This window comes from Microbacterium sp. NRRL B-14842 (genome assembly GCF_050470785.1).
In genome coordinates this window covers 1-22,862 of record NZ_JBFLUM010000064.1, presented here as the reverse complement: position 1 = coordinate 22,862, position 22,862 = coordinate 1, and the positions used below count along the sequence as shown (strand labels likewise).

At 70.8% G+C, this 22,862-nt stretch carries 19 protein-coding genes and 4 pseudogenes; 14 read left to right on the top strand and 9 right to left on the bottom strand.

Going from position 1 to position 22,862, the window contains the following annotated elements:
* Positions 1–167 precede the first annotated feature (167 nt).
* The 4 genes and pseudogenes from AB1285_RS24275 to AB1285_RS24260 all read left to right on the top strand — a co-directional run.
* Positions 168–434, top strand: a pseudogene (locus tag AB1285_RS24275) (PfkB family carbohydrate kinase); the annotation flags it as partial.
* Between the two features lie 70 nt (positions 435–504).
* A pseudogene (locus tag AB1285_RS24270) lies at positions 505–969 on the top strand (PfkB family carbohydrate kinase); the annotation flags it as partial.
* A 141-nt stretch (positions 970–1,110) separates the two neighbouring features.
* Positions 1,111–2,042, top strand: a pseudogene (locus tag AB1285_RS24265) (class II fructose-bisphosphate aldolase).
* Entirely contained in the window at positions 2,039–2,815 is a 777-nt protein-coding gene (locus tag AB1285_RS24260; RefSeq protein WP_366237205.1) for a DeoR/GlpR family DNA-binding transcription regulator, read from the top strand. The pseudogene AB1285_RS24265 and the gene AB1285_RS24260 overlap by 4 nt, the downstream one beginning before the upstream one ends.
* Before the next feature lie 256 nt (positions 2,816–3,071).
* Here the strand turns inward: AB1285_RS24260 and AB1285_RS24255 are convergent, their stop codons facing one another.
* From AB1285_RS24255 to AB1285_RS24240, 4 genes are read right to left on the bottom strand one after another with little or no spacing between them, the layout of a single operon-like run.
* Positions 3,072–5,516, bottom strand: coding sequence for a CHAT domain-containing protein (locus AB1285_RS24255; RefSeq protein WP_370428164.1), 2,445 nt, complete (start codon positions 5,514–5,516; stop codon positions 3,072–3,074).
* A 48-nt stretch (positions 5,517–5,564) separates the two neighbouring features.
* Complete coding sequence (locus tag AB1285_RS24250) at positions 5,565–7,136, bottom strand: S8 family peptidase (protein WP_370428163.1); 1,572 nt, start codon at positions 7,134–7,136, stop codon at positions 5,565–5,567.
* Positions 7,137–7,186: 50 nt separating this feature from the next.
* On the bottom strand, positions 7,187–7,642 hold the full coding sequence (locus AB1285_RS24245; protein ID WP_268777540.1) for a hypothetical protein: 456 nt from the start codon (positions 7,640–7,642) through the stop codon (positions 7,187–7,189).
* On the bottom strand, positions 7,639–8,262 hold the full coding sequence (locus tag AB1285_RS24240) for an RNA polymerase sigma factor (protein ID WP_232089144.1): 624 nt from the start codon (positions 8,260–8,262) through the stop codon (positions 7,639–7,641). The genes AB1285_RS24245 and AB1285_RS24240 overlap by 4 nt, the downstream gene beginning before the upstream one ends.
* Before the next feature lie 119 nt (positions 8,263–8,381).
* Between AB1285_RS24240 and AB1285_RS24235 the strand changes: the two genes are divergently transcribed.
* Positions 8,382–8,600, top strand: a complete 219-nt coding sequence (locus AB1285_RS24235) for an SCO4848 family membrane protein (protein ID WP_259951727.1) — start codon at positions 8,382–8,384, stop codon at positions 8,598–8,600.
* A 9-nt stretch (positions 8,601–8,609) separates the two neighbouring features.
* Here AB1285_RS24235 and AB1285_RS24230 read toward each other — a convergent pair whose 3' ends face one another.
* Positions 8,610–9,908: an MFS transporter gene (locus AB1285_RS24230; protein ID WP_370428162.1), complete on the bottom strand. Its 1,299-nt coding sequence runs from the start codon at positions 9,906–9,908 to the stop codon at positions 8,610–8,612.
* A gap of 70 nt (positions 9,909–9,978) precedes the next feature.
* Between AB1285_RS24230 and AB1285_RS24225 the strand changes: the two genes are divergently transcribed.
* Complete coding sequence (locus tag AB1285_RS24225) at positions 9,979–10,569, top strand: ArsR/SmtB family transcription factor (RefSeq protein ID WP_187662885.1); 591 nt, start codon at positions 9,979–9,981, stop codon at positions 10,567–10,569.
* Between the two features lies 1 nt (position 10,570).
* Here the strand turns inward: AB1285_RS24225 and AB1285_RS24220 are convergent, their stop codons facing one another.
* The 4 genes from AB1285_RS24220 to AB1285_RS24205 all read right to left on the bottom strand — a co-directional run bounded on the left by AB1285_RS24220 (position 10,571) and on the right by AB1285_RS24205 (position 13,852).
* Positions 10,571–11,689: an FUSC family protein gene (locus AB1285_RS24220; RefSeq protein WP_370428161.1), complete on the bottom strand. Its 1,119-nt coding sequence runs from the start codon at positions 11,687–11,689 to the stop codon at positions 10,571–10,573.
* Between the two features lie 173 nt (positions 11,690–11,862).
* Complete coding sequence (locus AB1285_RS24215; RefSeq protein WP_187662887.1) at positions 11,863–12,549, bottom strand: hypothetical protein; 687 nt, start codon at positions 12,547–12,549, stop codon at positions 11,863–11,865.
* Positions 12,549–13,466: an ABC transporter ATP-binding protein gene (locus tag AB1285_RS24210; protein ID WP_187662888.1), complete on the bottom strand. Its 918-nt coding sequence runs from the start codon at positions 13,464–13,466 to the stop codon at positions 12,549–12,551. Before AB1285_RS24210 ends, AB1285_RS24215 begins: the two co-directional genes overlap by 1 nt.
* Positions 13,463–13,852 carry a GntR family transcriptional regulator gene (locus tag AB1285_RS24205; RefSeq protein ID WP_025104181.1) on the bottom strand — a complete coding sequence of 130 codons (390 nt, stop codon included), beginning with the start codon at positions 13,850–13,852 and terminating at the stop codon, positions 13,463–13,465. Before AB1285_RS24205 ends, AB1285_RS24210 begins: the two co-directional genes overlap by 4 nt.
* A gap of 204 nt (positions 13,853–14,056) precedes the next feature.
* Between AB1285_RS24205 and AB1285_RS24200 the strand changes: the two genes are divergently transcribed.
* From AB1285_RS24200 to AB1285_RS24165, 8 genes and pseudogenes are all read left to right on the top strand, one after another.
* The gene (locus tag AB1285_RS24200; protein WP_370428160.1) at positions 14,057–15,250 is read left to right on the top strand and encodes a class I SAM-dependent methyltransferase; all 1,194 of its coding nucleotides are present in this window, start codon (positions 14,057–14,059) and stop codon (positions 15,248–15,250) included.
* Positions 15,251–15,581: 331 nt separating this feature from the next.
* On the top strand, positions 15,582–16,925 hold the full coding sequence (locus tag AB1285_RS24195; protein WP_370428159.1) for a quaternary amine ABC transporter ATP-binding protein: 1,344 nt from the start codon (positions 15,582–15,584) through the stop codon (positions 16,923–16,925).
* Complete coding sequence (locus AB1285_RS24190) at positions 16,925–17,884, top strand: ABC transporter permease (RefSeq protein WP_259951736.1); 960 nt, start codon at positions 16,925–16,927, stop codon at positions 17,882–17,884. The genes AB1285_RS24195 and AB1285_RS24190 overlap by 1 nt, the downstream gene beginning before the upstream one ends.
* Before the next feature lie 170 nt (positions 17,885–18,054).
* The gene (locus tag AB1285_RS24185; protein ID WP_259951737.1) at positions 18,055–18,963 is read left to right on the top strand and encodes a glycine betaine ABC transporter substrate-binding protein; all 909 of its coding nucleotides are present in this window, start codon (positions 18,055–18,057) and stop codon (positions 18,961–18,963) included.
* Between the two features lie 221 nt (positions 18,964–19,184).
* On the top strand, positions 19,185–19,880 hold the full coding sequence (locus AB1285_RS24180; RefSeq protein WP_268777533.1) for a hypothetical protein: 696 nt from the start codon (positions 19,185–19,187) through the stop codon (positions 19,878–19,880).
* 182 nt (positions 19,881–20,062) lie between these two features.
* Positions 20,063–20,341 carry a hypothetical protein gene (locus AB1285_RS24175; RefSeq protein WP_370428158.1) on the top strand — a complete coding sequence of 93 codons (279 nt, stop codon included), beginning with the start codon at positions 20,063–20,065 and terminating at the stop codon, positions 20,339–20,341.
* 147 nt (positions 20,342–20,488) lie between these two features.
* A complete protein-coding gene (bsh, locus tag AB1285_RS24170; protein ID WP_370428157.1) occupies positions 20,489–21,466 on the top strand; it encodes a choloylglycine hydrolase in 978 nt (325 codons plus the stop codon).
* 56 nt (positions 21,467–21,522) lie between these two features.
* Positions 21,523–22,862 (top strand): annotated as a pseudogene (locus AB1285_RS24165) (lipase maturation factor family protein); the annotation flags it as partial.

Here is a 22,862-nt window from a genome sequence, read left to right as displayed (position 1 = left end):
GTGGTAATCGGCGGCGGACTGTCGCGGGCGGGCGGCGCGCTCTTCGACGAGCTGCGGACCCGTCTCGCGGCGCGTCTCAGCTTCCACCGCCTCCCCGCGCTCGTCCCCGCCGAGCTGTCCGGCAACGCGGGACTGATCGGCGCCGCCCTCCGTGCCAGGGAGCTCGCATGATCCTCACCGTCACCCCGAACCCGGCTCTGGACCTCACCTGGCGGGTCGATCGCCTCGTCGCAGGCGGGACACACCGCACGGACACCGGGGCGTCCCGCGCCGGCGGCAAGGGCCTCAACGTCGCCAGGGTCGCGCACGCCGAGGGGGCGTCCGTCCTCGCGCTGACCACGGCCGGCGGTCCGGTCGGCGCGGAGTTCGCCGCGGAGCTCACGGCCAGCGGCGTGCCCCATGTGCTCGTGCCCGTCGCGGCCGACACCCGTCGCAGCATCGCCCTCGTCGACGAGGCCGCGGGCGACACCACGATCGTCAACGAACGAGGGGTGAACCCCACCGATGCCGAGTGGGGCGGGCTTCTCGCGGAGATCGTCGACCGGCTTCCCGGCGCCGGGGTCCTCGTCGTCCTCCGGGAGCCTCCCCCCGGGAGCGCCGGAATCGCTCGTGCCGATGCTCGTCGCGGTGGGCGCCGACGCCCGGGTCCCGGTGATCGTGGACACCTCGGGCCCGGCCCTCCTGCGCGCCGCCGACGCCGGAGCCACCGTGCTCAAACCCAATGCCGCGGAGCTCGCCGAAGCCACCGGCATCGACGACCCCGTCGAGGGGGCCCGGTCGCTGCTGGCCCGGGGCGCCGAGCTCGTGCTCCTGTCGCTCGGGGCCGACGGCATGCTCGCGGTGACCGCGACCGATCTCCTGCACGCCCGACTCGACGAGCCGCTCTCCGGCAACCCGACCGGTGCGGGAGACGCCGCGGTCGCGGCCTGCGCCGTGCTCTCCGCGGAGGGCGAGCGTGATCCCGAGGTCATCCTCCGCCGCGCGACCGCGTGGTCGGCGGCCGCCGTGCTCATGCCGCTCGCCGGCGACATCTCTCCCCGCTGGCGCGCGCTCGAGGAGCAGCTCCGCGTGTCCCGCCCCGACCCCGGCCTCCTTCCGGAAGGACCCTTCGTGACCCTCGTCTCCGCCCGGGAGCTCGTCTCCGCGGCTGCCACCGCCGGCACCGGCATCGGTGCCTTCAACGTCATCCACCTGGAGACCGCGGAGGGCCTCGTGCGGGCCTCCGCACTCGCACAGCTCCCCGTGATCCTGCAGATCTCGCAGAACTGCGCGACTATCACGGCGGTCTGGAGCCGATCGCCCTCGCGACGCTCGCCGCGGCAGGACGCGCGGAGACCCCGGTGGCGGTGCACCTCGACCACGCGGAGCGACCGGAGCTCGTCGACGAGGCGGTGGCCCTCGGCTTCGGCTCGGTCATGTTCGACGGCGGCGCGCTGCCCTACGACGAGAACGTGGCGGTGACCGCCGAGGTCGCCGCCCGGGCGCGCGCGGCAGGGGTCTACGTGGAGGGCGAGCTCGGCGAGGTGGGCGGGAAGGACGGCGCCCATGCCCCCGGCGTGCGCACCGATCCGGACGAGGCGCGGGCGTTCGTCGCCGCGACCGGGGTGGACGCGCTCGCCGTGGCCGTGGGGTCGTCGCACGCCATGACCGACCGCACCGCCTCCCTCGACCTCGACCTCATCGCCCGCCTGCGGGCGGCCCTCCGCGGTGCCGCCTCCGACGGGACGGACGTGCCTCTCGTGCTGCACGGCTCCTCCGGGGTTGCCGACGCCGTGATCGCCGACGCCGTGCGCGCCGGGATGACGAAGGTCAACGTCTCCACCCACCTCAACGGCTTCTTCACGCGCGCGGTCCGCGAGGTGCTCGCCGCCGACGAGCGTCTCGTCGACTCCCGCAAGTACCTCGCTCCCGCCCGCGCCGCCCTCGCGGACGAAGCCGCCCGGATGCTGCGACTGTTCGCCCTGCTTTCGTCGCAGAATCCCGCTCCGGTCGCAGAGGTTCCCGGCACAGCTGCGACCTCGACGCGGAACGACGACCGGTGAAGCGCGCGGCCCGACTGCACGCGATCCTCGACCTCCTCGCGGCGGACGGGGAGGTGACGGTGGAGGAGCTGGTGGAGCGGTTCGGAGCCTCTCCGGCCACCACCCGCCGCGACCTCGACTCCCTCGCCGAGCAGCGGCTGCTCACACGCACGCACGGCGGCGCCGTTGCCCAGACCGTCGCCTACGAACTGCCCCTCCGCTACAAGAGCCATCTCCGCACGCACGAGAAGGAGAGCATCGCACAGACCGCGGCGGCGCTCGTCACCCCCGGTATGGTGGTCGGGCTCTCCGGCGGCACGACGACCACGGCCATCGCGGCCGCGCTCGCCGCCCGCGAGGACCTGGCAGCGGAGGGCGGGATCACGGTGGTCACGAACGCCGTGAACATCGCCGCGCAGCTCGCCACCCGGCCGGAGATCAAGGTGGTCGTCACGGGCGGTGTCATCCACTCGCGCACGTACGAGCTCGTGGGCCCGTTCGTCGAGCAGCTGCTCCGCGGGGTGCGGCTGGACCTCGCCTTCATCGGTGTGAACGGGATGGACGCGGCAGCCGGGGCGACCACGCAGGACGAGCGCGAGGCGGCGGTGAACCGGATGATGGCGGAGCGTGCGCGGCGCGCCGTCGTCGTGACCGACGGCAGCAAGCTCGGGGTCGAGGCGTTCTCCACGGTCGGCGGGTCGGAGCTCTTCGCCACCGTCATCACGGATCGAGGAGCCGACGGCGCCGCGGTCGATGCGCTGCGCGCCGCGGGGTACAGCGTCCTCCTCGCCTGAGGCGCTCCGGCCGCCCGCGGACACCCCGAGGGCCTCGGCGTCCCCAGATCGCCGAGGCCCTGCGAGAGCGTCGCGGCTGCATACCGTGACGCTCCCGAGCAGATGGTGTCCGTCTCGTCTTCCCGCTCCCCAGCGGCGTTTCCCCAGAACCGACGGCGCCTCCCTCGGGCCTCTCCCTTCGAGGCCTGTCGCTCGACACCTTCCGAAGAACAGGAGAGGGTGGGTGCGATTCTGATACCTCGGTCCGGCAAAAAAGTCAGAATCCGTTGCCGTGACACTGGAATGGGGCGGAAACCCCCGTCGTCAGCGCGGCGCTCGCCAGGGCGTCGGCGGGAGAAGCACCGGTCGAGAGGCCGCCGTGGACCGCGGTGAGGAGCTCGCAGGCGTCGTCGTCCGGCACCGTGACCGGGGCCGCGATCACCGAGTCCACGCCCGCGTGCAGCCAGACCCGCGTCATGCCCAGGGCCTCCTCTCCCCAGCGCACGGAGGAGCGCCCCAGCTCGCACGCCGAGAGGATCACGGTCCGCGGCACCCGGGGGATGAGGTCGACGTCGTAGCCGAAGAGCACCCCGTCGGCGAGCTCGAAGCCGGAGAACAGAGGATTGTCGACCGCATGGCGTCCGTGCGCGGCGATGTGGAGCACATCGACGGAAGCGGCCAGTGCCGTGGCGGCGGTCACGGTCGCCTCGGTGCCCTGCAGCAGGCGGGTCGCCCCCCGCGTCGTCCATGAATCCGCCGCGCGCCGGACCTCTTCCGCCGCCCGCGGAACCCGTGGTCCCGCCGCGAAGCCCACGCTCGGGGTCGAGGCGGCGGCCGTCGTGCCGTGAAACCAGCGCGAGACCGAGGTCGCGAGGGTGAACGGCACGCCGTGCATGCCGGGGAGCATGGCCCACGGCACCCCGCCGAGGATTCCGGGAACGGTGACGACCAACCGCTCGGCGCCCGCGGCGGCCCGGCGCATCGGCCCGAGCAACTCGTCGTCCAGGACTGCGAGGCGTGCCGTCAGAGCGCGCGCGGTCACCGACCCCATCGCGCCGCCCCGCGTGAGCGCGGCCATGTCGAGGTCGGCGCGCAGGCCGTCGAGAGCGGTCCGTACCCGCGACCACGACAGGTCGACGACGGTCGCGCCGTCCGGCCGCACCACCACCCCGTGCAGGCCGGTGCCGGTGTAGACGTAGGCCAGCACCGCCGTATCGGACGGCAGGAGCGCGGAGGTCTCGGCGAGCGTCCGGCGCTCCCTCGTCGCTCCCGAGCCGGTGGCGGACCACTGCCGCTCCCGCACCCGGTCGCGGAGCGCGCGGACGGTGGGGTCGGTCGTCCAGTCCGCCCCCGCGAGGTCGGCACGCAGCATCCGCAGTTCTGCGAGGTCGGCGGCGAGGGCGTCGTCGTGCGGGGGGCGGACGGGGGCGACCTGCTGGCTGAGGTGCCGGGCGCGCTCGGACCACTCGAAGAGCGTCGCAGGGTCGCGGCGGCGGACGGCGGCGGCGAGCCCGGTGAACACGAGGTCGCTGGCGTGCATGGCGACGGAGGCCTGCAGGTCGAGGGCGCCGAACGACCGCTGCCACGCCGACAGCAGGTCAAGCCCGGCGGCCGCGGCGCGCAGCGCCTCCCCGTCACGGCCGCGTCCGGCGGCGCGGGCCGCACGGACCTCCTGCGCACGGAGCCGCAGCGGCGTCGGGGCCGAGGCGGGGACGCGGGGGAGGCGGCCGGTGCCGTCGCGGCGGGCGCTCAGCCGCAGGGCCGTGGCCTCGGTGCGGAAGCCGCTCCGGTCGAGCTCCTGCGCCACGCGTTCCCACGCGTCCGCATCGAGGGGGCGGTCGGGCCGGATCCGCTGCCGCGCCTCCAGCTGCACCGCGGCGGCTCTGGCCGCCCAGCCGCTGCTGCCGAGGGCGGTGAAGCGTCGGGCGGCGGTGCGGGCGGCGCGCTCGGCCGCCCGAGGGTCGTGCCGGACGAGCGAGCGGGCGAGGTGGAACTCGGCCTCACCACGGGCCTGGCGCATCCGCTGTGCACCGAACTGCACGGCCACGCGGCCGAGCAGCGCCTCCGCCTCGGTGGTCAGGCCCGCGTCGCGGAGCACCTCGGCGCGGTCGAGGTCGCTGATGGCGGTGGCCAGGGCGCTGGTGGCCGCGAACGTCGGCCGGGACGCGGCCATCAGGCGCAGCGCCGACACGAGGTCCCCGCCGAGCAGCGCGGCATAGCCGAGGTTGTGCGTGGCCTCGGCGAGGGAGTCCCGTTCCTCGTGCGCCTCGTAGATCCCGATCGCACGTCGGAGGTCGGCCATGCAGGTGTCCAGACGATGGCGCTGCATCCGCACCACCGACCGGTTCATCAGACAGTTCGCGAGCGCGGTGGTCTCGGCACCGGCAGCGGTGAGGGCGTCGATCGCGGCGGTCAGGCTCGCCTCGGCCTCCTCCATCCGTCCGCCGTGCATGAGGAGGGCGCCGAGCTGCCCGCCGAGGAGGGCGACCGTCTCGGCCTGCAGTCCGTCCCTGGCCAGGGCCTCCCGGCACAGCGCCTCCGCCGCCGCGGGCTCACCGGTCTGCGCGAGCACATACGCCGTCGTGCCGTCGATCCGCGCGCGGAGGTCGACGTCGTCCGTGCGAGCGGCGGCTTTCTCCAGCTCCCGCCGGGCGCGGGTGAACTGCCGGGCGTTGGCCGCCTCGACGCCGCGTCGGTGCAGCGCGCTCGCGGACAGGGGCATCCGTCCAGGATGCCGTGCCGGGGTGGTCGTGCGGAAGGGTGAGAGGCGTCAGGACCTCTCGTGCGGCGTCGGCAGCGACGTCAGGACGGCGGCGACGGCCTTCGCGGCGACGGCGGGCTTCACACCCTGGGTCGGGACGGCGCCGAGCTGGGCGGCGACCCGTCCGGCGATGTACGGCGCCGCGAAGGAGGTGCCGCTCCACACCGCGAAGCCGCCTCGGTAGTCGTCCGGGTCGAGCGTCTCGCGCGGCAGCCCGTCGACGTCTGCGCGGGTCGCGGCCTGCGCGCCGCCGACGAAGGCCGGCGAGGTGCTGACCACCGCGGCGCCCGGGGCGTACACCTGCACCCACGGGCCGACGTTCGAGAACAGGGCCACGGAGTGCGCCGACGGGTTCAGGGCGCCGACGGAGACGTGCGGAGCCCCGTCGTCGGACCGCAGCCCGTTGTCGGCGCCGGGCCACGGCCACAGCGACGCGGGGAAGGAGGGGCGGTCGATCGCGTCGTTGCCGGCCGAGCAGACGACCACGCAGCCGAGTTCCCTGGCCTTCGCGAGCAGCTCGTACAGCGTCGTGCTGAAGAGCCCGTCGGTCGGGGTCTCGTGGTAGTAGCTGAGGGAGAGGTTCAGCACGTCGATCGGGAAGCCCGTCGTCGGATCCTCCCGATGCCGCCGGAGCAGCTCCACGACCTGCGCCACGGTCTCGAGGAGCGTGCTCTCGTCCACCACCCCGAGCGCGCCGGCGACACGGATCGACAGGATGTCGGCGTCCGGAGCGGCCTGACGCACGAGGCCCGCGATGAAGGTGCCGTGCCCGGCCACCGCGTCGATCTCGCCGTCGAGCTGGCCGTAGAGGTCGGGGTAGCGCTCGGGGTCGGCGTCGTCCGTGAAGCCCACGGGGACGCCGTCGAGCTCCACGTGCCGGGTGACGATGTCGGACGGCAGCCAGGCGTGCTCCCCGCACCCGGTGTCGAGGATCGCCACGACCGGCCGTCGTCCGCGCTTCGGAGCGGCGGCGCGGGCCGGGGCGGGACCGAGCCAGGTGACCGGCTGCCGCGCCCCGCGTCCGGGCTCCAGGTAGTCGTCGCTGCCGCCTCCGCCGGGTGCCGCACCGCGGACGGGGTTCGTCCGGGTGAACGGGTTCGTCCGCGTGAACGGGTTCGTGCGGGTGAACGGGTTGAGCCCGACCGGATCGATCGAGAGCACGTGCTCGAGGCTGGTCCGCGGCATCGTCGAGCGCGACAGACGGCGCGCGCGTTGCAGCACCCGCCAGGCATCGGGCGCCACGGGGGACTCGCCCCTGGTCGGCTCATCCGGCGTGGTCAAGCGCGCCCGCAGGAACCCCGCGACACCCGGCACGAGCTCGCCGTTCCCGATCTCCCGCTCCGGCGACTCCAGCTCCAGCCGCCAGCCGAAGGAGTCGGCGGCATCCCTCAGGGCGCGCAGCTCGCGGTCGTACGCCTCCTGCTCGTCGAGGGCACGCGTGATCAGCAGGCGCTCCGGCAGGTACGCGGTGGGGAACGCTCGGATCCCGTCCACCGGTTCGGTGCTGGGGTCGAGGGCGGTCCCGCGGCGGATCGATCCCTCCGCGCGGTCCTGCCAGGTCCATCCCTGGGGCTGCTCCATCGGTCATCCTCTCCGTGGGCATCGACGGCGACGGCGCCGGCGATGCGGGGTCACAACTCGAACTGCGGGGTCTCCAGGGTGCGGGTCTCGTCGCCGACCGTCGCGGTCAGGCGCACGCGGCTGAGCCCCGACGGCACCTCGTCGAACATGAATCGGCCGGTCTCCGCCGGGGTCGTGCGGCGTTCGCGCTCGCCCTGCAGCAACACGATCTCCGCAGCGGCGGTGTCCACCCAGCCGTCGATCCGTCGTCGTCCGGACGCGGTCGTCGTGACGTGGAGGAGGATGCTCGTGCTGCCGTCGCTGAACTGGAGGGTGAGGGCGTCGGTCTCGCCGCGGACCGTGCCGAGCTGGCCCTCCACGAGGGTGAGCAGCGCGTACTCGCGGTTGAGCCCGTCCGCCGCGACCGCGGCGACCATCCGGTCGATCAGCCCGGCAGGGACCGGATCGACCTCTCCCCAGAGGCTGCGCAGGCGGGCGAAGAGCCGGGCGTCGTCCTCATCGCTCATGATCGTCCCTCCGTCCGACGGGCCGGGGCGTCGAGGAGGTCGCGGAGCTTCGCGAGGCAGCGGCTGCGGGTCGGCCCGATGCTGCCGACCGGCATGGACAGGTCGCGGGCGAGGCGCGCGTAGTCAGGGCGGTCCTCGAAGGCGATCACCCGGAGGAGACGCTGGCAGCGCTCGGCGAGGCGGCGTACCGCGGCCCAGAGCCGTCGGTTCTCGTCGTCCAGCGTGGCGTGCTCCTCGGCGGACGCCTGCTCCGGAAGCAGGGCGTCCAGGTCGTCGGATTCCGCGGTGTCGACGCGACCGTTCGCCTTGCCGACCTTCCAGGCCTCGCGGCGGGCGGTGGTCGTGAGCCACGCGGAGACGGCCCGCGGGTCGGCGATGGCACCGTGGCCGCGCACGAGCTGGAGCCAGGTCGTCTGCACGACGTCTTCCGCGAGGGTGCGTTCGAGGCCGTAGGCGCGCACGACGTGCCACAGCACCGGCGTCATCAGCCGCACCAGGTCGTCCATCGAGCGGCCGTCGCCATCGCGCCACGCATCGAACAGGTCCGCGGCACGTTCCCAGCGTGCGCGCCCGTCGTCGGATGCCGGATCGAAGGCGGCGCCGGGGGCACCGTCGATCATGAAGCCCATTGTGATCACACCTACCAGGAGCACGGCAAGGGCTCGGTGATACATGTCGCGGTCCAAGAATTCCGACGCCCGAATCCGTGGGGCGACGACACCCTCGATAGCGTGGAGGGGTGATCGCTCTCGTCGTCGTGCTGTTCCTCAATGCCGGCTTCAACGTGCTCGTCTGGCCGCGGTTCTACAAGCGGGTCGCGAACGATCCGCGCGCCAGGGACGAGAACGGCAAGGCCACCCCGTTCCTCCGCGTGCACGTCATCCTCATCGCGATCGCGCTGGTGCTCGCCGTAGCCTCCGCGGCGGCGGGGATCACCGTGCTGGCGGTCGCGCCCTAGCGCGGAGCCTCAGTCCGCCTCGTACTGGGCGGCGTGCGCGGCCCACCGAGACTCGACGGGGAGGCTGCGGAGGGCGCGATTCCCGATCGCGAGGGCGGCGGCCAGCACGCACAGGGCTGCGCAGATCAGGATGGTGCCCTGGCGTCCCGCCCACGCGAGGCCGAAGCCGGCGATGAGGGGGGCGAGCGGCATGGCTCCCATCGCAAGCACGCCGATGGCGCTGTTCGCGCGCCCCAGCAGTCGGGAGGGCGTGGCCACCATGAAGTAGCCCATCATCCCCGCATTGAGGGCGGGGAGGAGGAGCACCGAGGCACCGAGGACGACCGCGACGGCCCACGGCGCGGACACGACCGACAACACCACGGCGCAGAGGGCGACGACCGTGAGTCCGCCGATCGTCAGCACCCCCGCCGGGATCCGGGGCACGAGGAACGGGGCGACGACCGCGCCGACGAGCATCACGGCGCCGATCGCCGCGCTGACCGTGCCGATGAGCAGTTCGGAGTGCCCCGCCTGCTGCAGGGCGTAGACGACGGTGGTGATCGCGGCGTTGAAGCCGAGGTTGATGATCGTCATGATGAGCATGACGCCGCCGAGGTCGGGGCGGGACAGCAGCCAGCCGAATCCCTCCCGGAACTCCCGCCAGGCGTTCGGGCGGGTGGTGGGCGCGTCGAGGTCCGCGTCCTCCTCGGCACCGGTGTCGGCGAGGCCCGCTCGCCTGGTCTGACGGCCGAGCAACCCGGCGGTCACGGCCGCGACGAGGTGGCAGAGGGTCATGACGGCACCGACGAGCCAGCCGCCCACGCCGAGCAACAGCCCGCCCAGGGGTCCGCCCGCGAGCTGGAGGGCGGCGTCGCGCCCCTGGTTCGCGGCCTGCGCCCGCCCCATCGCGTCATCCGGGACGATCTCCTTCAATGCGCTCTCGCCGGCGACGTCGAAGAGGCCGCTCCGTGCGGCCAACAGCACGTCGATCACGAGGAGGGTCGCGAAGGTGAGAGCGCCGCCGAGAGCGAGGAGCGTGAAGGCTCCGGCCATCACGATCCCCAGGATCGAGCCGACGAGCATGAGCACGATGCGCCGGTGCCGGTCCGCCAGGATGCCGCCGACCAGCGTGAGCAGCAGGCGGGCCACCATGCCCGCACCTGCGATGACGCCGGCCTGCGCGGGGTCGTTCGTGATGATCAGCGCGAGCAGCGGCACGGCGAATCCGAACAGGGCAGACGCCAGGCCTTTGCTCGTGTCGCTGATGAGCCAGGTGAGGTAACGCGTGTTCCGCGACAGGCGGTGGGGGGTGGGCGTCATCGTCATGGCTCGACGATAGTTGCGCAAGACTAATTGCGCAACTATTCGTGCGGAATTGCGTGACTAGGATCGGGGAATGGCCGACGACGCGGAAACGACCTCCCGGGAGGACGCCGCCTTCATGACGTCGGCCATGCTCAAGGCCTACTCGCACCCGTTGCGCCGACAGATCCTCCGCCTGATCGCCCGGCGGGGATTCCTGCGCGCGGCGGACATCGCGGGCGAGCTCGATGTGCCCGCCAACAGCGCCAGCTTCCACCTGCGAGTGCTCGCCGAGGCGGGGCTCATCGAGGAGGCGCCGGAGCAGGCCAGGGACCGCCGCGACCGCGTGTGGACGGGCCGCAAAGGGGCCCTCAACGTCGGCGGTCCGGAGAACCCCGTGCCCGACGAGGCGCTCGGCGGGGCCGTCGTGGCGGCGCTCGCCGAAGACCACCAGGACCTCGTGCGGCGGGTGATGGCCTGGACGCCGGAGTACGTTTCCGGCCGCACGGCCGAGGTGCACGCGTCATTCGTGCAGCGCACCATCCGCCTCACGGAGGCCGAGTTCGACGACGTGATGCACAACATCAACGACGTGCTCTCCGCCGCCGACGCCGCGCACGACGACACCGACCCGACCGGCCGGTACTGGCAGATGGACATCGTCGTCGCCGACGACACCATCTGAGTCACTCGTCGTCGTCGTCGGGGCGCTCGCCGCTGAGGATGAGGATGCGGCGGAGGTGCATCGCCGTCAGCACGCCCGGTCCCATCGAACTGCGGACGTCGAACGTGCGGTCGTCGACGCGCTCCAGCAGGAGCCGGATCGCCCGCGCCGCCTCGCCGCGACGGCGGTGCGCCGCGCTCGAGGCGGGGTCGTCCTCGGCGATGACGTCGGCGACGGCGTGGCAGGCCGCGGACAACGGCTCGGGCAGCGCGGGGTCCAGGGGCATGCCGGCGGGGCGCTCCCAGATCGTGTCGGCCGTGGCGTCGGCGATGTCGCGGATGAGGTGCGCGATCCGGTCCAGGGTGGAGAGCTGCTCGTGGATGTGGGCGGTTCCCGCGTGCCGACGGCGGGCTCGGGGGTTGTAGCGCACGCTCTCGTCGGCTTCGGCCAGGGCCGCACGGAGGTCGGCAGTGGTCTCGGCGAGCGCGGCGGCATCGTCCGCCCACTGCGCGGTCTCCGGCGGCCAGGATTCGGAGACCGCGGAGCCGATGTCGTGCAGGTGTCCCGCGAGCTGTCGGCGGAACTCGTCCACCCGCGCCTCCGCCGATCCGATGAGCGGTGCGGGTGCGAAGAGAAGGTTCACCACCAGGCCGATCACGACTCCGACCCCCATCTGGGCCAGGTAGCCGACGGAGTAGTCGTCCGCGTTCTGACCGCCGATGATGAGCACGAACAGCGCCGCCATCGGGACGTACTCCTTGCCGACGCCGAACCAGCCGGTGCCGGACACGAGGACGCCGAGCCCGACGACGAGGGGGATCGTCCACCACGTCGGTCCGACGGTGAGCACGATCACCGCGGCCAGACCGATACCGGTGGCCAGGCCGAACAGGGTCTGCAGGCTCGACCGCATGGACCCCATGAGCGTCGGATACATGCTCACGAGCGCGCCGAGGGGTGCGTAGTACGGGTACTCGTCGGTGACTCCCGGCATGTGCGGCGCGATGGTCCACGCGAGCCCCACGGCGAGCGCCGTCTTGACGACGAGGAGCAGGCGGGCGGGTCGGACCGCCTCGCGAATGGTGCGGGCGACGTACGAGCGGCGCTCGCGGACGCGCAGGCGCGAAAGGTCAGGCGTCACGTCATCCTCTCCTCGCGGCGGTCGGGTGGTCCTCTCTGGCGAGGATAGGGCCGAGGGCCGCCCGCGGCCACCGGGTTGCCCCGGCTCGGGCCGCCGGGTAGAGGCGGTAGGACGCGGATGCCGCGACCGCGCGGGGTGCGCAGCCGCGGCATCAGCGGATTCGGATCCTCACGTCAGGGCGTGGCCCGACGGAACGCGAGGAACGAGATGACGCTGAGGACGGCCACGACCACGAGCCCCCAGAGCGCGAGGCCCACGGCGCCGAGGTCGAGGATGCCGAGCCACACGTCGCCCCACAGCTCAAGCCGTGTCACCAAGTACACGACCCCCACGAGGAGGAGCGCCAGGGCGACGCCGACGATGGTGAGGACCATCGGACCCCAGCTCTTGTAGATGGTCGCGCCGGTGAACCCGACAACGAAGAAGAACAGGGCGAGGGTGAAGTAGACGACGAAGGCGCCGAGCGGGCCGGCCTCCCACAGCCACGGCAGGTGGAAGACCCAGCCGTTCACGCCGTAGCCGTTGGTGGCGAGCTCGATCGCACCGCCCAGGAGGAACAGCACCCCGAGCAGTGCGCTCCCGAGGATCGCGGTCAGCAGCGTCCCGATGAAGAACTCGCGCCGGGTGACGCTCATGGCCTGCGAGAACGGGAAGGTCAGCGTCATGGCCGACAGACCGATCGCGAAGAAGTACCACAGCGGCGCCTGGCCGCCTCCGCCGTATTTGGGGGCATCGCCCGGGATCATCGCGTAGATGAGGACCGAGATCACGACGGCGGAGCCGAGGATGATCAGCGGGACCCAGACGAAGGTCTGCCGGTTGATGAGCTGCAGCCGGATGACGTTGAGTGTGCGTCGCATCAGCGGACTCCTTCCGTGGTGGCATCGGCTCTCGTGGCGCCGCGGCTCTCGGCCTTCTGGGTGAGGCGGACGATGAGCTGCTGCAGCGAGACGGGGGCGAGGTCGAGACCCGCGGCCCGCACATCGGCGCGGTCGTCGGCGGTGAGGGTGCCGAGCACGGTGACCGAGGCGACGCGGCCGAGCTCATCCCGGTGCAGCACCTCGCGGCCGGCGGTCCAGGCGTCGACCTTGGCGGCGTCGCCGACGACGGTCACGGCGCGGTCGCGGACGGCATCGGTGTCCTCGTTCAGGAGGATCTGGCCGTTGTCGATCACGATGACCTTCTCGATGAGGTTCGCGACCTCGTCGATCAGGTGCGAGGAGAGGATGATCGTGCGCGGGTGCTCCGCGTAGTCCTCCACGAGCCGGTCGTAGAAGATCTGCCGGGCGACGGCGTCGAGCCCCAGGTAGGGCTCGTCGAAGAACGTGATCTCGGCGCGGGAGGCCAGGCCGATGATGACGCCGACCGCGGAGAGCTGCCCGCGGGAGAGCTTCTTGATGGTCTGCTTCATCGGCAGCTGGAACTCCGCGATGAGCTCGTCCGCGAGGTCCTGGTCCCAGTGCGGGAAGAACAGGCGCGCGGCGGCGAACGCGTGCCGCGGGGTCGCGTCGTCCGGGTACTTCTGGCTCTCCCGGACGAAGCAGATCCGGCCGAGCACGTGGGCGTTCTCGTACGGGTGCTCGCCGAACACCTTCACAGTGCCGGAGGACTCGAAGTTCTGCGCCGTGAGGATCGACATGAGTGTCGTCTTCCCGGCACCGTTGCGGCCGAGGAGCCCGTAGATCGAGCCTCCCTCGAGCGAGAGCGACACGTTGTCGAGCGCCCTCTTCTCCTTGTAGCGCTTGGTGAGGTTCTGCACCTCGATGACGGCGGTCATGCGGGGTTCTTCCCTTCTGGGGTGGGGGCGGATGCGGCGCGCTGCCGGAGCAGGTCCGCGAGGTCTTCCGCGCCGAGACCCAGCGTGCGGGCCTCCGCGAGGAGCGGGTCGATGTAGCGGTCGGCGAAGGCCGCGCGGCGCTCGCCGAGGAGCAGTTCCCTGGCGCCTTCCGAGACGAACATGCCGATGCCTCGGCGCTTGTGGAGCACTCCCTTGTCGGTGAGCATGGCGACTCCCTTCGCAGCGGTGGCGGGGTTGATGCGGTAGAACGCGGCGAGCTCGTTCGTCGAAGGGGCCTGCGCCTCCTCGGCCAGCGAGCCGTCGAGGATGGAGTCCTCGATCTGCTCGGCGATCTGGAGGAAGAGCGGCTTGCCTTCTTCGATCACGAGTCCTCCATGGTTGCTGGGTTACTTACTTGACTAAGTAACCATGGGACCCGGTTCCGTGTCAACCCTCTCCTTCGCGGGCAGGCACAGCTTCGGAGATCTCTGTCGACACGCCGCCTGACGGGCGGTTCTGGGCGGCGTGCCGGCCGTCAGCTCCGAAGCTGTGCGCGGGGAGAGGGTGAGGCGGCCGCGTACAGTGGGCTGGTGCCGGAGTTCCCCTACAGTCGTCTGCGTCGCTGGCCCGACGTCGAGGCGGACAACCTCCAGGCCCACGATGCGACCGATCTGCTGCTCGTGGAACGGGCGCTCGCCCTCGACGTGCCAGGGTCCGAGACGGTCGTGATCGGAGACGAGTACGGCGCGATCACGCTCGCTCTCACGGCGGCCGGGCGGCGCGGGATCCGTGTGCACCAGGATCTCGCGACCGGACGCCGCGCGCTCGCCCGCAATGCGGAGGAGCTCGGGATCGGTGGGTTCACCCCGCACGAACTCGACGAGAGCCTGCTCGCCGGTGCGCAACTGGTGCTGCTGCAGCTCCCGAAGGCCCTCGCCGAACTGGAGGAGATCGCGGATGCGGTCGCCCGGTGGGCTGCGCCTGACGCGGTGCTCGTCGCCGGCGGTCGGGTGAAGCACATGACTCTGGCGCAGAACGAGGTACTGGGGCGGAGCTTCGCCCGGGTACAGGCGCAGCGCGCCGAGCGGAAGTCGCGGCTGCTCGTCGCCTCCGAGCCGCTCCCGGTGCCCGAGTCGCCGCCGTTCCCGGTCACCGCGCGGCACGGCGACCTCGTCCTCGTGGCCCACGGCGGCGCCTTCGCCGGGTCCCGCCTCGATATCGGCACCCGGGTCCTGCTCGAGGTGCTCGACCTCGATGGTTCACAACTCAGGAGAACAGAGGTGACACGCGCCGAGAACGAGCGGAACGGCGGCGAGAGCAGCCGTTCTTCCGGAGTTGTGAACGGCGGACGCCGCGTGCTCGACCTCGGCTGCGGGACCGGAGCGCTCGCCGTGTCCTGGGCGCTCGCCCACCCGCGGGACCGCGTCGTCGCCACAGACCGCTCGGCCGCCGCCGTCGCCTCCGCCCGTGCCACCGCGTCGGCGAACGGCGTGGCCGGCCGGGTCGAGGTCACGCACGACGACGCGGGTTCGGCGCTCGCCGCGGGGAGCTTCGACACGGTGCTCTTGAATCCGCCGTTCCACCTCGGCGCCAGCGTGCACACCGGCGCCGCGACCCGCCTGTTCGAGGCCGCCGCGCGTCTGCTCCGACCGGACGGGGAGCTGTTCACGGTGTACAACTCGAGCCTCGGCCACCGGGCCGAGATGAGCCGTCTGGTCGGCCCCACCGACCAGCTCCGGCGCACCCCGAAGTTCACCGTGACGCGCACCGTCCGGCGCCCGTGAGTACGCCGCACCGAGATTGCTAGACGCTCGTACTATCCCCCGGTCAGCGGCGGAAACCCGGGTACGTCCGTGGAGCAGGATTTGCCGCTGACCGGCCATTTCGTTACGTTGGTCTGCGGGCCTGACGGCCCATAGACCAGTCCGCGGTCACGTCCTTCCTTCGATGAGCTGTGCGGCGAAGAGGCGTGGGCGTACGGTCGATCCCCTCTGCGGCGGATCCGAAATCCGCCGCCTGTGCCGCCACAGCGAAGACGTCGAACGGCCTCGTGAGGATCACCCGGGCGTAACCGAAGCAGGCTCAGCCACCCGAAGGCCGAGCCGCAGGGGAAACGTGTCCGAAACAGCACTCGAAGCGCGCCATCTGTACAAGGTGTTCGGGAGGAATCCGAGCGCCGCCGTCCGCCGACTGAAGGCCGGGGAGAGCCGCACGGCCGTCGCCGACGCGGGGACCGCCGCGGTCATCGACGCCAGCTTCACCGTCAACCGCGGTGAGATCTTCGTCATCATGGGCCTGTCCGGATCGGGCAAGTCGACCATCATCCGCATGCTCAACGGCCTGCACGACATCACCGCCGGCATCGTCACCGTGGGCGGCGACCCGATCACGGGGATCCCGGCCGCGCGCCTGCGCGAGATCCGCCGCGACCGCATCTCGATGGTGTTCCAGCACTTCGCGCTGCTGCCGCACCGCACGGTCGCCGCGAACGTCGCCTACCCGCTCGAGCTCAAGGGGGTCGGCAAGGCCGAGCGCCAGGCCAAGGCCGAGGAGATCCTGGCCCTCGTCGGACTCGAGGGCCAGGGCGACAAGCTGCCCTCCGAGCTCTCCGGCGGTATGCAGCAGCGCGTCGGCATCGCCCGCGCCCTCGCCGCCGACAGCGACATCCTGCTCATGGACGAGGCCTTCAGCGCGCTCGACCCGCTGATCCGCCGCGAGATGCAGGAGCAGCTCCTGGAGCTGCAGCAGAAGCTCCAGAAGACCATCGTCTTCATCACGCACGACCTCAACGAGGCCATGTTCCTCGGCGACCGCATCGCCGTCATGCGCGACGGGCGCATCGTGCAGATCGGCACGCCGGAGGACATCCTCATGGACCCGGCGAACGACTACGTCGAGCAGTTCGTGCAGGACGTCGACCGCGCGCGCGTGCTCACCGCCGCGAACGTCATGGAGCGTCCGCGCCCCGTCGTCGCCGAGTCGGCCGGTCCCCGCACCGCGCTCCGCCAGATGCGGGACGCCTACATGTCGGCGACCTACGTGGTCGGCAAGGATCGCCAGCTGGTCGGCGTCGTCACCGACCGCGACGCCGTGAAGCTCGTCCGTCAGGGCGCCACGCGCCTCGACTCGATCATCAAGCCGGTGCTGCAGAGCGTCCGCGAGGACGACGTCCTCATGAACCTGTTCGTCCCCGCCGTCGAGTCGCCGCTGCCCCTCGCGGTGACGGATGCCGACGGCCGCCTCGCGGGCGTGATCCCGCGCGTCACCCTGCTCGCGGCGCTCGGTCCCGGGCCCGGAGCGACCGAGGAGATCCTGCTGCCGATGACCCCCATGCCCCAGGCCGAGATCGACGCCGTGCTCGACGACGGATGGACGGCCGAGCCCGGCCCTTCGACGAGCTCAGGGACCCAGGGTGGGTTCGGCTCAGAGGCCCAGGTCGACACGGAGGAGGTGCGCTGATGGACGGTTTCCGCATCCCCGTGGGCGACTGGGTCGCCGCCGGCGTCGACTGGATCACCGCCAACCTCGACGGCCTGCTCGACGCGGTCTCGTTCGTGGTGAGCTTCCTCGTCGACGGCCTCACGCGCCTGCTCCTCACCCCGCACTTCGCGGTCATCATCGTGATCGCTGCGCTGATCGCCTGGGTCGTGCGGTCGTGGCAGCTCGCGATCGGCACGATCCTGTCGTTCGGGCTCATCGTCGCCATGGACCTCTGGGTCCCGGCGATGCAGACGCTCGCGCTGGTCCTCGTCGCCGCCGTCGTGGCCGTGCTGATCGCGGTGCCACTGGGCATCTGGTCGGCGCGCAACGCGACGGTGCGCGCGACGTTGAAGCCGGTGCTCGACTTCATGCAGACCATGCCGGCCTTCGTGTACCTGATCCCGGCGATCGTGTTCTTCGGCATCGGTGTGGTGCCCGGACTCGTCGCCACCGTGATCTTCGCGCTGCCTCCCGGCGTGCGCCTGACCGAGCTTGGCATCCGCGGTGTCGACGCCGAGACCGTCGAGGCAGGACACGCCTTCGGAGCGACGCCGAGTCAGATCCTCCGCGGGATCCAGCTGCCGCTCGCGATGCCGACCATCATGGCCGGCGTGAACCAGGTCATCATGCTCGCGCTGTCGATGGCGGTCATCGCCGGTATGGCCGGAGCCGACGGGCTCGGGAAGATGGTCGTCGAGGCGATCTCGACGATCAACATCCCCAAGGGTGTCGAGGCAGGACTGGGCGTCGTGCTCATCGCCGTGTTCCTCGACCGGGTGACCGCCGCTCTGGGCGCGCCCGGCGAGAACCGCTCCTCGCTCCTCGGCATGCTGAAGCGTCGCGGTTCGTCCCGGCCTTCCGCTCCCGTGGCGTCGGAGCCCGCTGCCTCCGCGCCCGCCGACTCCGCCCCGACCGAGTCCGAGCTCGCCCGCGCCTGAGCGCCCCTGTCCCGCGCCCCCGTTTCCGTCCCCCACCCCTTTCGTCCGGTGCGGGATGGAAAACGGGCGCCGGGGCGCGGCTCCCGGCACGGTTTCGATCCCGGCACAGCTGTCCCGCGGCCTCGTCCGCACCTCCTGAATCACATACGGAACGCAAGAGAGAGAGTCACATGAAGAAGAAGATCCTGACCATCACCGCCCTCGGTGCAGCCGCAGCGCTCACCCTCGCCGGATGCAGCGGCGACGGCGCCGGCGGCACGAGCGGCGGCGGCGACGGTGCCGAGGACAAGGGCACCATCACCCTCGGGTTCCTGCCCTCCTGGACCGACGGCCTCAGCACCGCCTACCTCCTGCAGGACCAGCTCGAGAAGATCGGCTACACGGTCGAGATGAAGACGCTCACCGAGGCCGGCCCGCTCTATACCGGACTCGCGCAGGGCGACGTCGACATGTACCCGTCGGCGTGGCCTGAACTCACCCACGCCTCCTACATGGACACCTACGGCGACGACATCGAAGACCTCGGCACGTACTACAAGAACGCGAAGCTGACCCTCGCGGTGCCGGAGTACTCCGAGCTCACCTCGATCGAGGACCTCGCGGGCAAGGGCGCCGACTTCGACGGCAAGATCTACGGCATCGAGCCGGGTGCGGGCCTGACCGCCCAGACCCAGAAGATGATGCCCGAGTACGGCCTCGACGGCGAGTACGAGCTCGTCACCTCGTCGACCGCGGCGATGCTCACCGAGCTGAAGACCGCGACCGACAAGAAGGAGGACATCGTCGTCACGCTGTGGCGTCCGTTCTGGGCGAACGACGCCTTCCCCGTGAAGGACCTCGAGGACCCGAAGGGTGCCATGGGCGAGGCCGAGGGCCTGCACTTCCTGGGCACCACGGGCTTCGCGGACGAGTTCCCCGAGGCGGCCGAGCTGATCAAGAAGATCAAGCTGGACGACGAGCAGTACGGCGCGCTCGAAGACCTCGTGGTCAACGAGTACGGCGAGGGCAAGGAAGCCGACGCGGTCGACGCGTGGCTCGAGGAGTACGGCGACCAGTTCGACTGGACCGTCACCAGCTGACACCCGTCGCACGTCTCGAAGGAGGGTCTCCCACAGCGGGAGGCCCTCCTTCGTCGTGGGCGACCCTTTTCGCTCGCGGTCACGGTCATGGTCGCGCTCAGCTATTCCGATCGTCCGGTCTGATCGCGCTGTCCCCCGAAGGGGGGACAGCGCGCCTACGACAGCCCGGGTACTGTCCTGTACAGGCGGGATGTTGAACTCGATACAAGAAGAGGTATCTGATGAATCGACAGAACCGATTCCCGCGCGTCGGTATCGCGAGCGTCGTGATAGTCGCCATGCTCGCTTCCTCCGGGGGTGTGGCAGCGAACGCGTTTGAAATCGACGGTACGGAGGAAGCCGTGGATGTCGTCTCGTCCGCCGCGGAGATCCATCCGCAGGCAGATGAAGTGACGCAGGTGCCGTTGCAGCCTCTGAACGGAGCGCTCGTCTCAGCCGGGGAGGACGCAACCGTATCCGTGCCTCGCGCCTTCTCGGACCCGATTGAAATCTCGCCGGCCGGTACGTGGGGAGGGGAGCTGACGGGCCTCACGATCGGTCTGCCTGAGCAGGTTCAAAGCGCTGAGGTGTCCGTTGCACAGGACGGGAGCGCGGTGGGCGAGGGGTCAGAGGTGACCGGGGTGATTCAGGCACTTGAGGGTGGTTTGCGCATTAGCACGGTCATCACCGGCCCGGATGCGCCCGGACGCTTGTCGTATGCGCTGCCCGACGATGTGGATATCGCGATCAACGAGGACGGCTCGGCTTCATTGAGCAGAACTGCCGTGGACGACGGCACTGGGGTACTCACCGCAATGATCGGAAGGATTGGCACACCGTGGGCTACGGATGCGAGAGGCCAGCGCATCGCGACGCACTACGAAGTCTCCGGCAGCAAGCTCGTCCAGGTTGTCGATCACCATCAGGGTGGCGGTTAACGTCACATCCTTGGCAGGCGCGCTCCTTGGCTTCGGTGCGGCACTCCTTAATGTCTGCAACATCAAGAGCCGTGGTGTTTGGGTAGGGCACACCTGGGTGACTGGAGTTCTGCCCTTCGCCCCTACGGTGATGCGGTCCGGCTACTTCTGCGTGCCCAATTAGCGTGAAAGGGTCTCCTGCGGTGGAGAAAACCATGACCAATATGTTGTTAGCGGCGCTGATGGTTTTGTCCACGGGCGCCTTGATGTCGACCGACCTTCGCCATATACGAGCGGTGCACGTAACGCTGTGGGGGCTCATGCTCTCAGAAGTCGCCCTCCTCGCTCTGCTGGTCTTCGTCGATGGAGCGAGTGCTGCGGGGTGGGTGCCGCTGATCCTCTGCATCGTCGCGGGAGTGAACGTCACATTGTGGATCGGAGCTATCGTCCGGTCGTCGGGAGGAGCCGGTAGCGAGATCTGACACCCGTCGCACGTCTCGAAGGAGGGTCTCCCGCAGCGGGAGGCCCTCCTTCGTCGTGGGTGAGCCCCCTTATGCTCACGCCCGGAAGGTGGAAGCATGGCCCGCACTCGCCGACCCGCCCGGGTCGCGGAGGGGGGGAAGAGACCGATGTGCACAGGACTGAGCTTCACGACCGCCGACCACTACTTCGGGAGGAACCTCGATCTGGAGTTCTCCTACAACGAGACGGTGACCGTCACGCCGCGGAACTTCCCGTTCCCGTTCCACCGGCTGCCGTCGTTGCCGACGCATCACGCGATCATCGGGATCGCCACGATCGCCGACGGCTACCCGCTCTACTACGACGCCGTCAACGAGAAGGGGCTCGGCATGGCCGGGCTCAACTTCCCGGACAACGCGCACTATCCGGCACCGGGGTCGGGGGACACCGAGGTCACGCCGTTCGAGTTCATCCCCTGGGTTCTCGGACAGTTCGAGACCGTGGCCGAGGTGAAAGAGGCCCTGCGGTCGGTGAGTCTCGTGGACATCAACTTCAGCCCGGAGTTCCCGCTGTCGCCGCTGCACTGGATCATCGCTGACAAGAGCGCGTCGATCACGGTCGAGAGCGTGCGCGACGGCCTCAGGGTGTATGACAACCCGTGGGGCGTGCTCACGAACAATCCCACGTTCGACATCCAGAGCTTCCGACTCAACGACTATCAGCACCTCTCGAAGCGGCAGCCGGAGAACACCTTCGCCTCGGACGTCCCGATGGACCTCTACAGCCGGGGCATGGGCGGGATCGGCCTGCCGGGCGACCTGTCGTCGTCGTCACGGTTCGTGAGGGCGGTGTTCACACGCATGAACTCGGTGTGCGGGACGTCGGAGTCGGAGTCGATCAGCCAGTTCTTCCAGATCCTCGGCTCTGTCGCCCAGCAGCGCGGGTGCGTGCAGGTCGGCGACGAGGACAAGTACGAGATCACCATCTACTCGTCGTGCGCCAACACCGCGACCGGCGTGTACTACTACACGACCTACGAGAACAGCCAGATCACGGGTGTGGACATGCACAAGGAGGATCTCGACGGCTCCGAGCTCGCGGCGTATCCGCTCGTGAAGGGCCAGCAGATCGCGATGCAGAACTGATCTCCGGAACGCGCAACCCCCTCATCGGCCGGCGGGTCGCGGCGTAGCCTGTGGCCGTGGACGGGTTCGCGGCGGTCGACTTCGGGTTCGCCCGCGAGGTCCTGCAGCGGGGCATCGCGGCGCTGTACCTCGTCGCGTTCGTCTCGACGCTGAACCAGTTCCGTCCGCTCCTCGGCGAGCATGGGCTCCTGCCCGCGCCCGTGCTGCTCGACTGGGTGACGCAGAAGCGCGAGCGCCGGAAGCTGCTGCACCCCACGCTCTTCACCCGCGTCCGCTACACCGACCGGCGCCTGGTGGCCCTGTCCTGGCGGGGATCGTCGTCGCCGCGCTGCTCGTCGTCGGGGTTCCCCAGCTCGGACCGCCGTGGGTGCCGATGCTCGCGTTCCTCGCCCTGTGGTTCGGCTACATGTCGGTGGTGAGCGTGGGGCAGACGTTCTACTCGTTCGGGTGGGAGATGCTGCTGCTGGAGGCGGGGTTCCTCGCGGCGTTCCTCGGCTCGAACGACCAGCCGCCGCCGACTGTGGTGATCGTGCTGTTCTGGTGGCTGCTGTTCCGGCTGGAGTTCGGCGCCGGGATGATCAAGATCCGCGGCGGACGCGAGTGGCGCGACCTCACCGCGATGACCTTCCACCACGAGACCCAGCCGATGCCCGGGCCGCTGAGCCGCCAGGCGCATCTGCTGCCGCGGTGGTTCCACAAGCTCGAGGTGGTCGGCAACCACGTCGCGCAGCTCGTCGTGCCGTTCTTCCTCTTCGCGCCGATCCTGTCCCTCTGGCTCCCCGACAGCGCTGGCTGGGTCCCTGAGCCTGTCGAAGGGGCCGCGTGGGTCGGTGCCGTCGCCGGGGGGATCGTGATCGCGACGCAGCTGTGGCTCGTGCTCACCGGGAACTTCGCGTGGCTGAACTGGGCCACGATCGTGCTCGGGTTCTCCGCGATCGGCCTCCCCGGCATCGGGACTCCGGAGCGGACGCCGGAGACCTCGCTGCCGTGGACGGTGTCGGGCATGCCGCTGTGGTGGGTCGTGGCGACCTCGGCGGTCGGGGTGCTCTTCGTCGTGCTGAGCGTGCCCGCGGTGCGCAACCTCTTCGCGCGACGGCAGCTCATGAACGCGAGCTTCAACCGCTGGCAGCTCGCCAACGCCTACGGAGCCTTCGGCACGGTCACGCGGGAGCGGGTCGAGATCGTCGTCGAGGGGTCGGACGACGAGGAGGGCCGGCACTGGCGCGAGTACGAGTTCCGGGGAAGCCGGGGGACGTGCGGCGGATCCCGCGGCAGTTCGCTCCGTATCATCTGCGGCTGGACTGGCTGATGTGGTTCCTGCCGCTCGGACACTCGCTGGACGACTGGTTCTCCGTGTTCCTCGTGCGGCTGCTGGAGGCTGATGCCCCGACGCTGC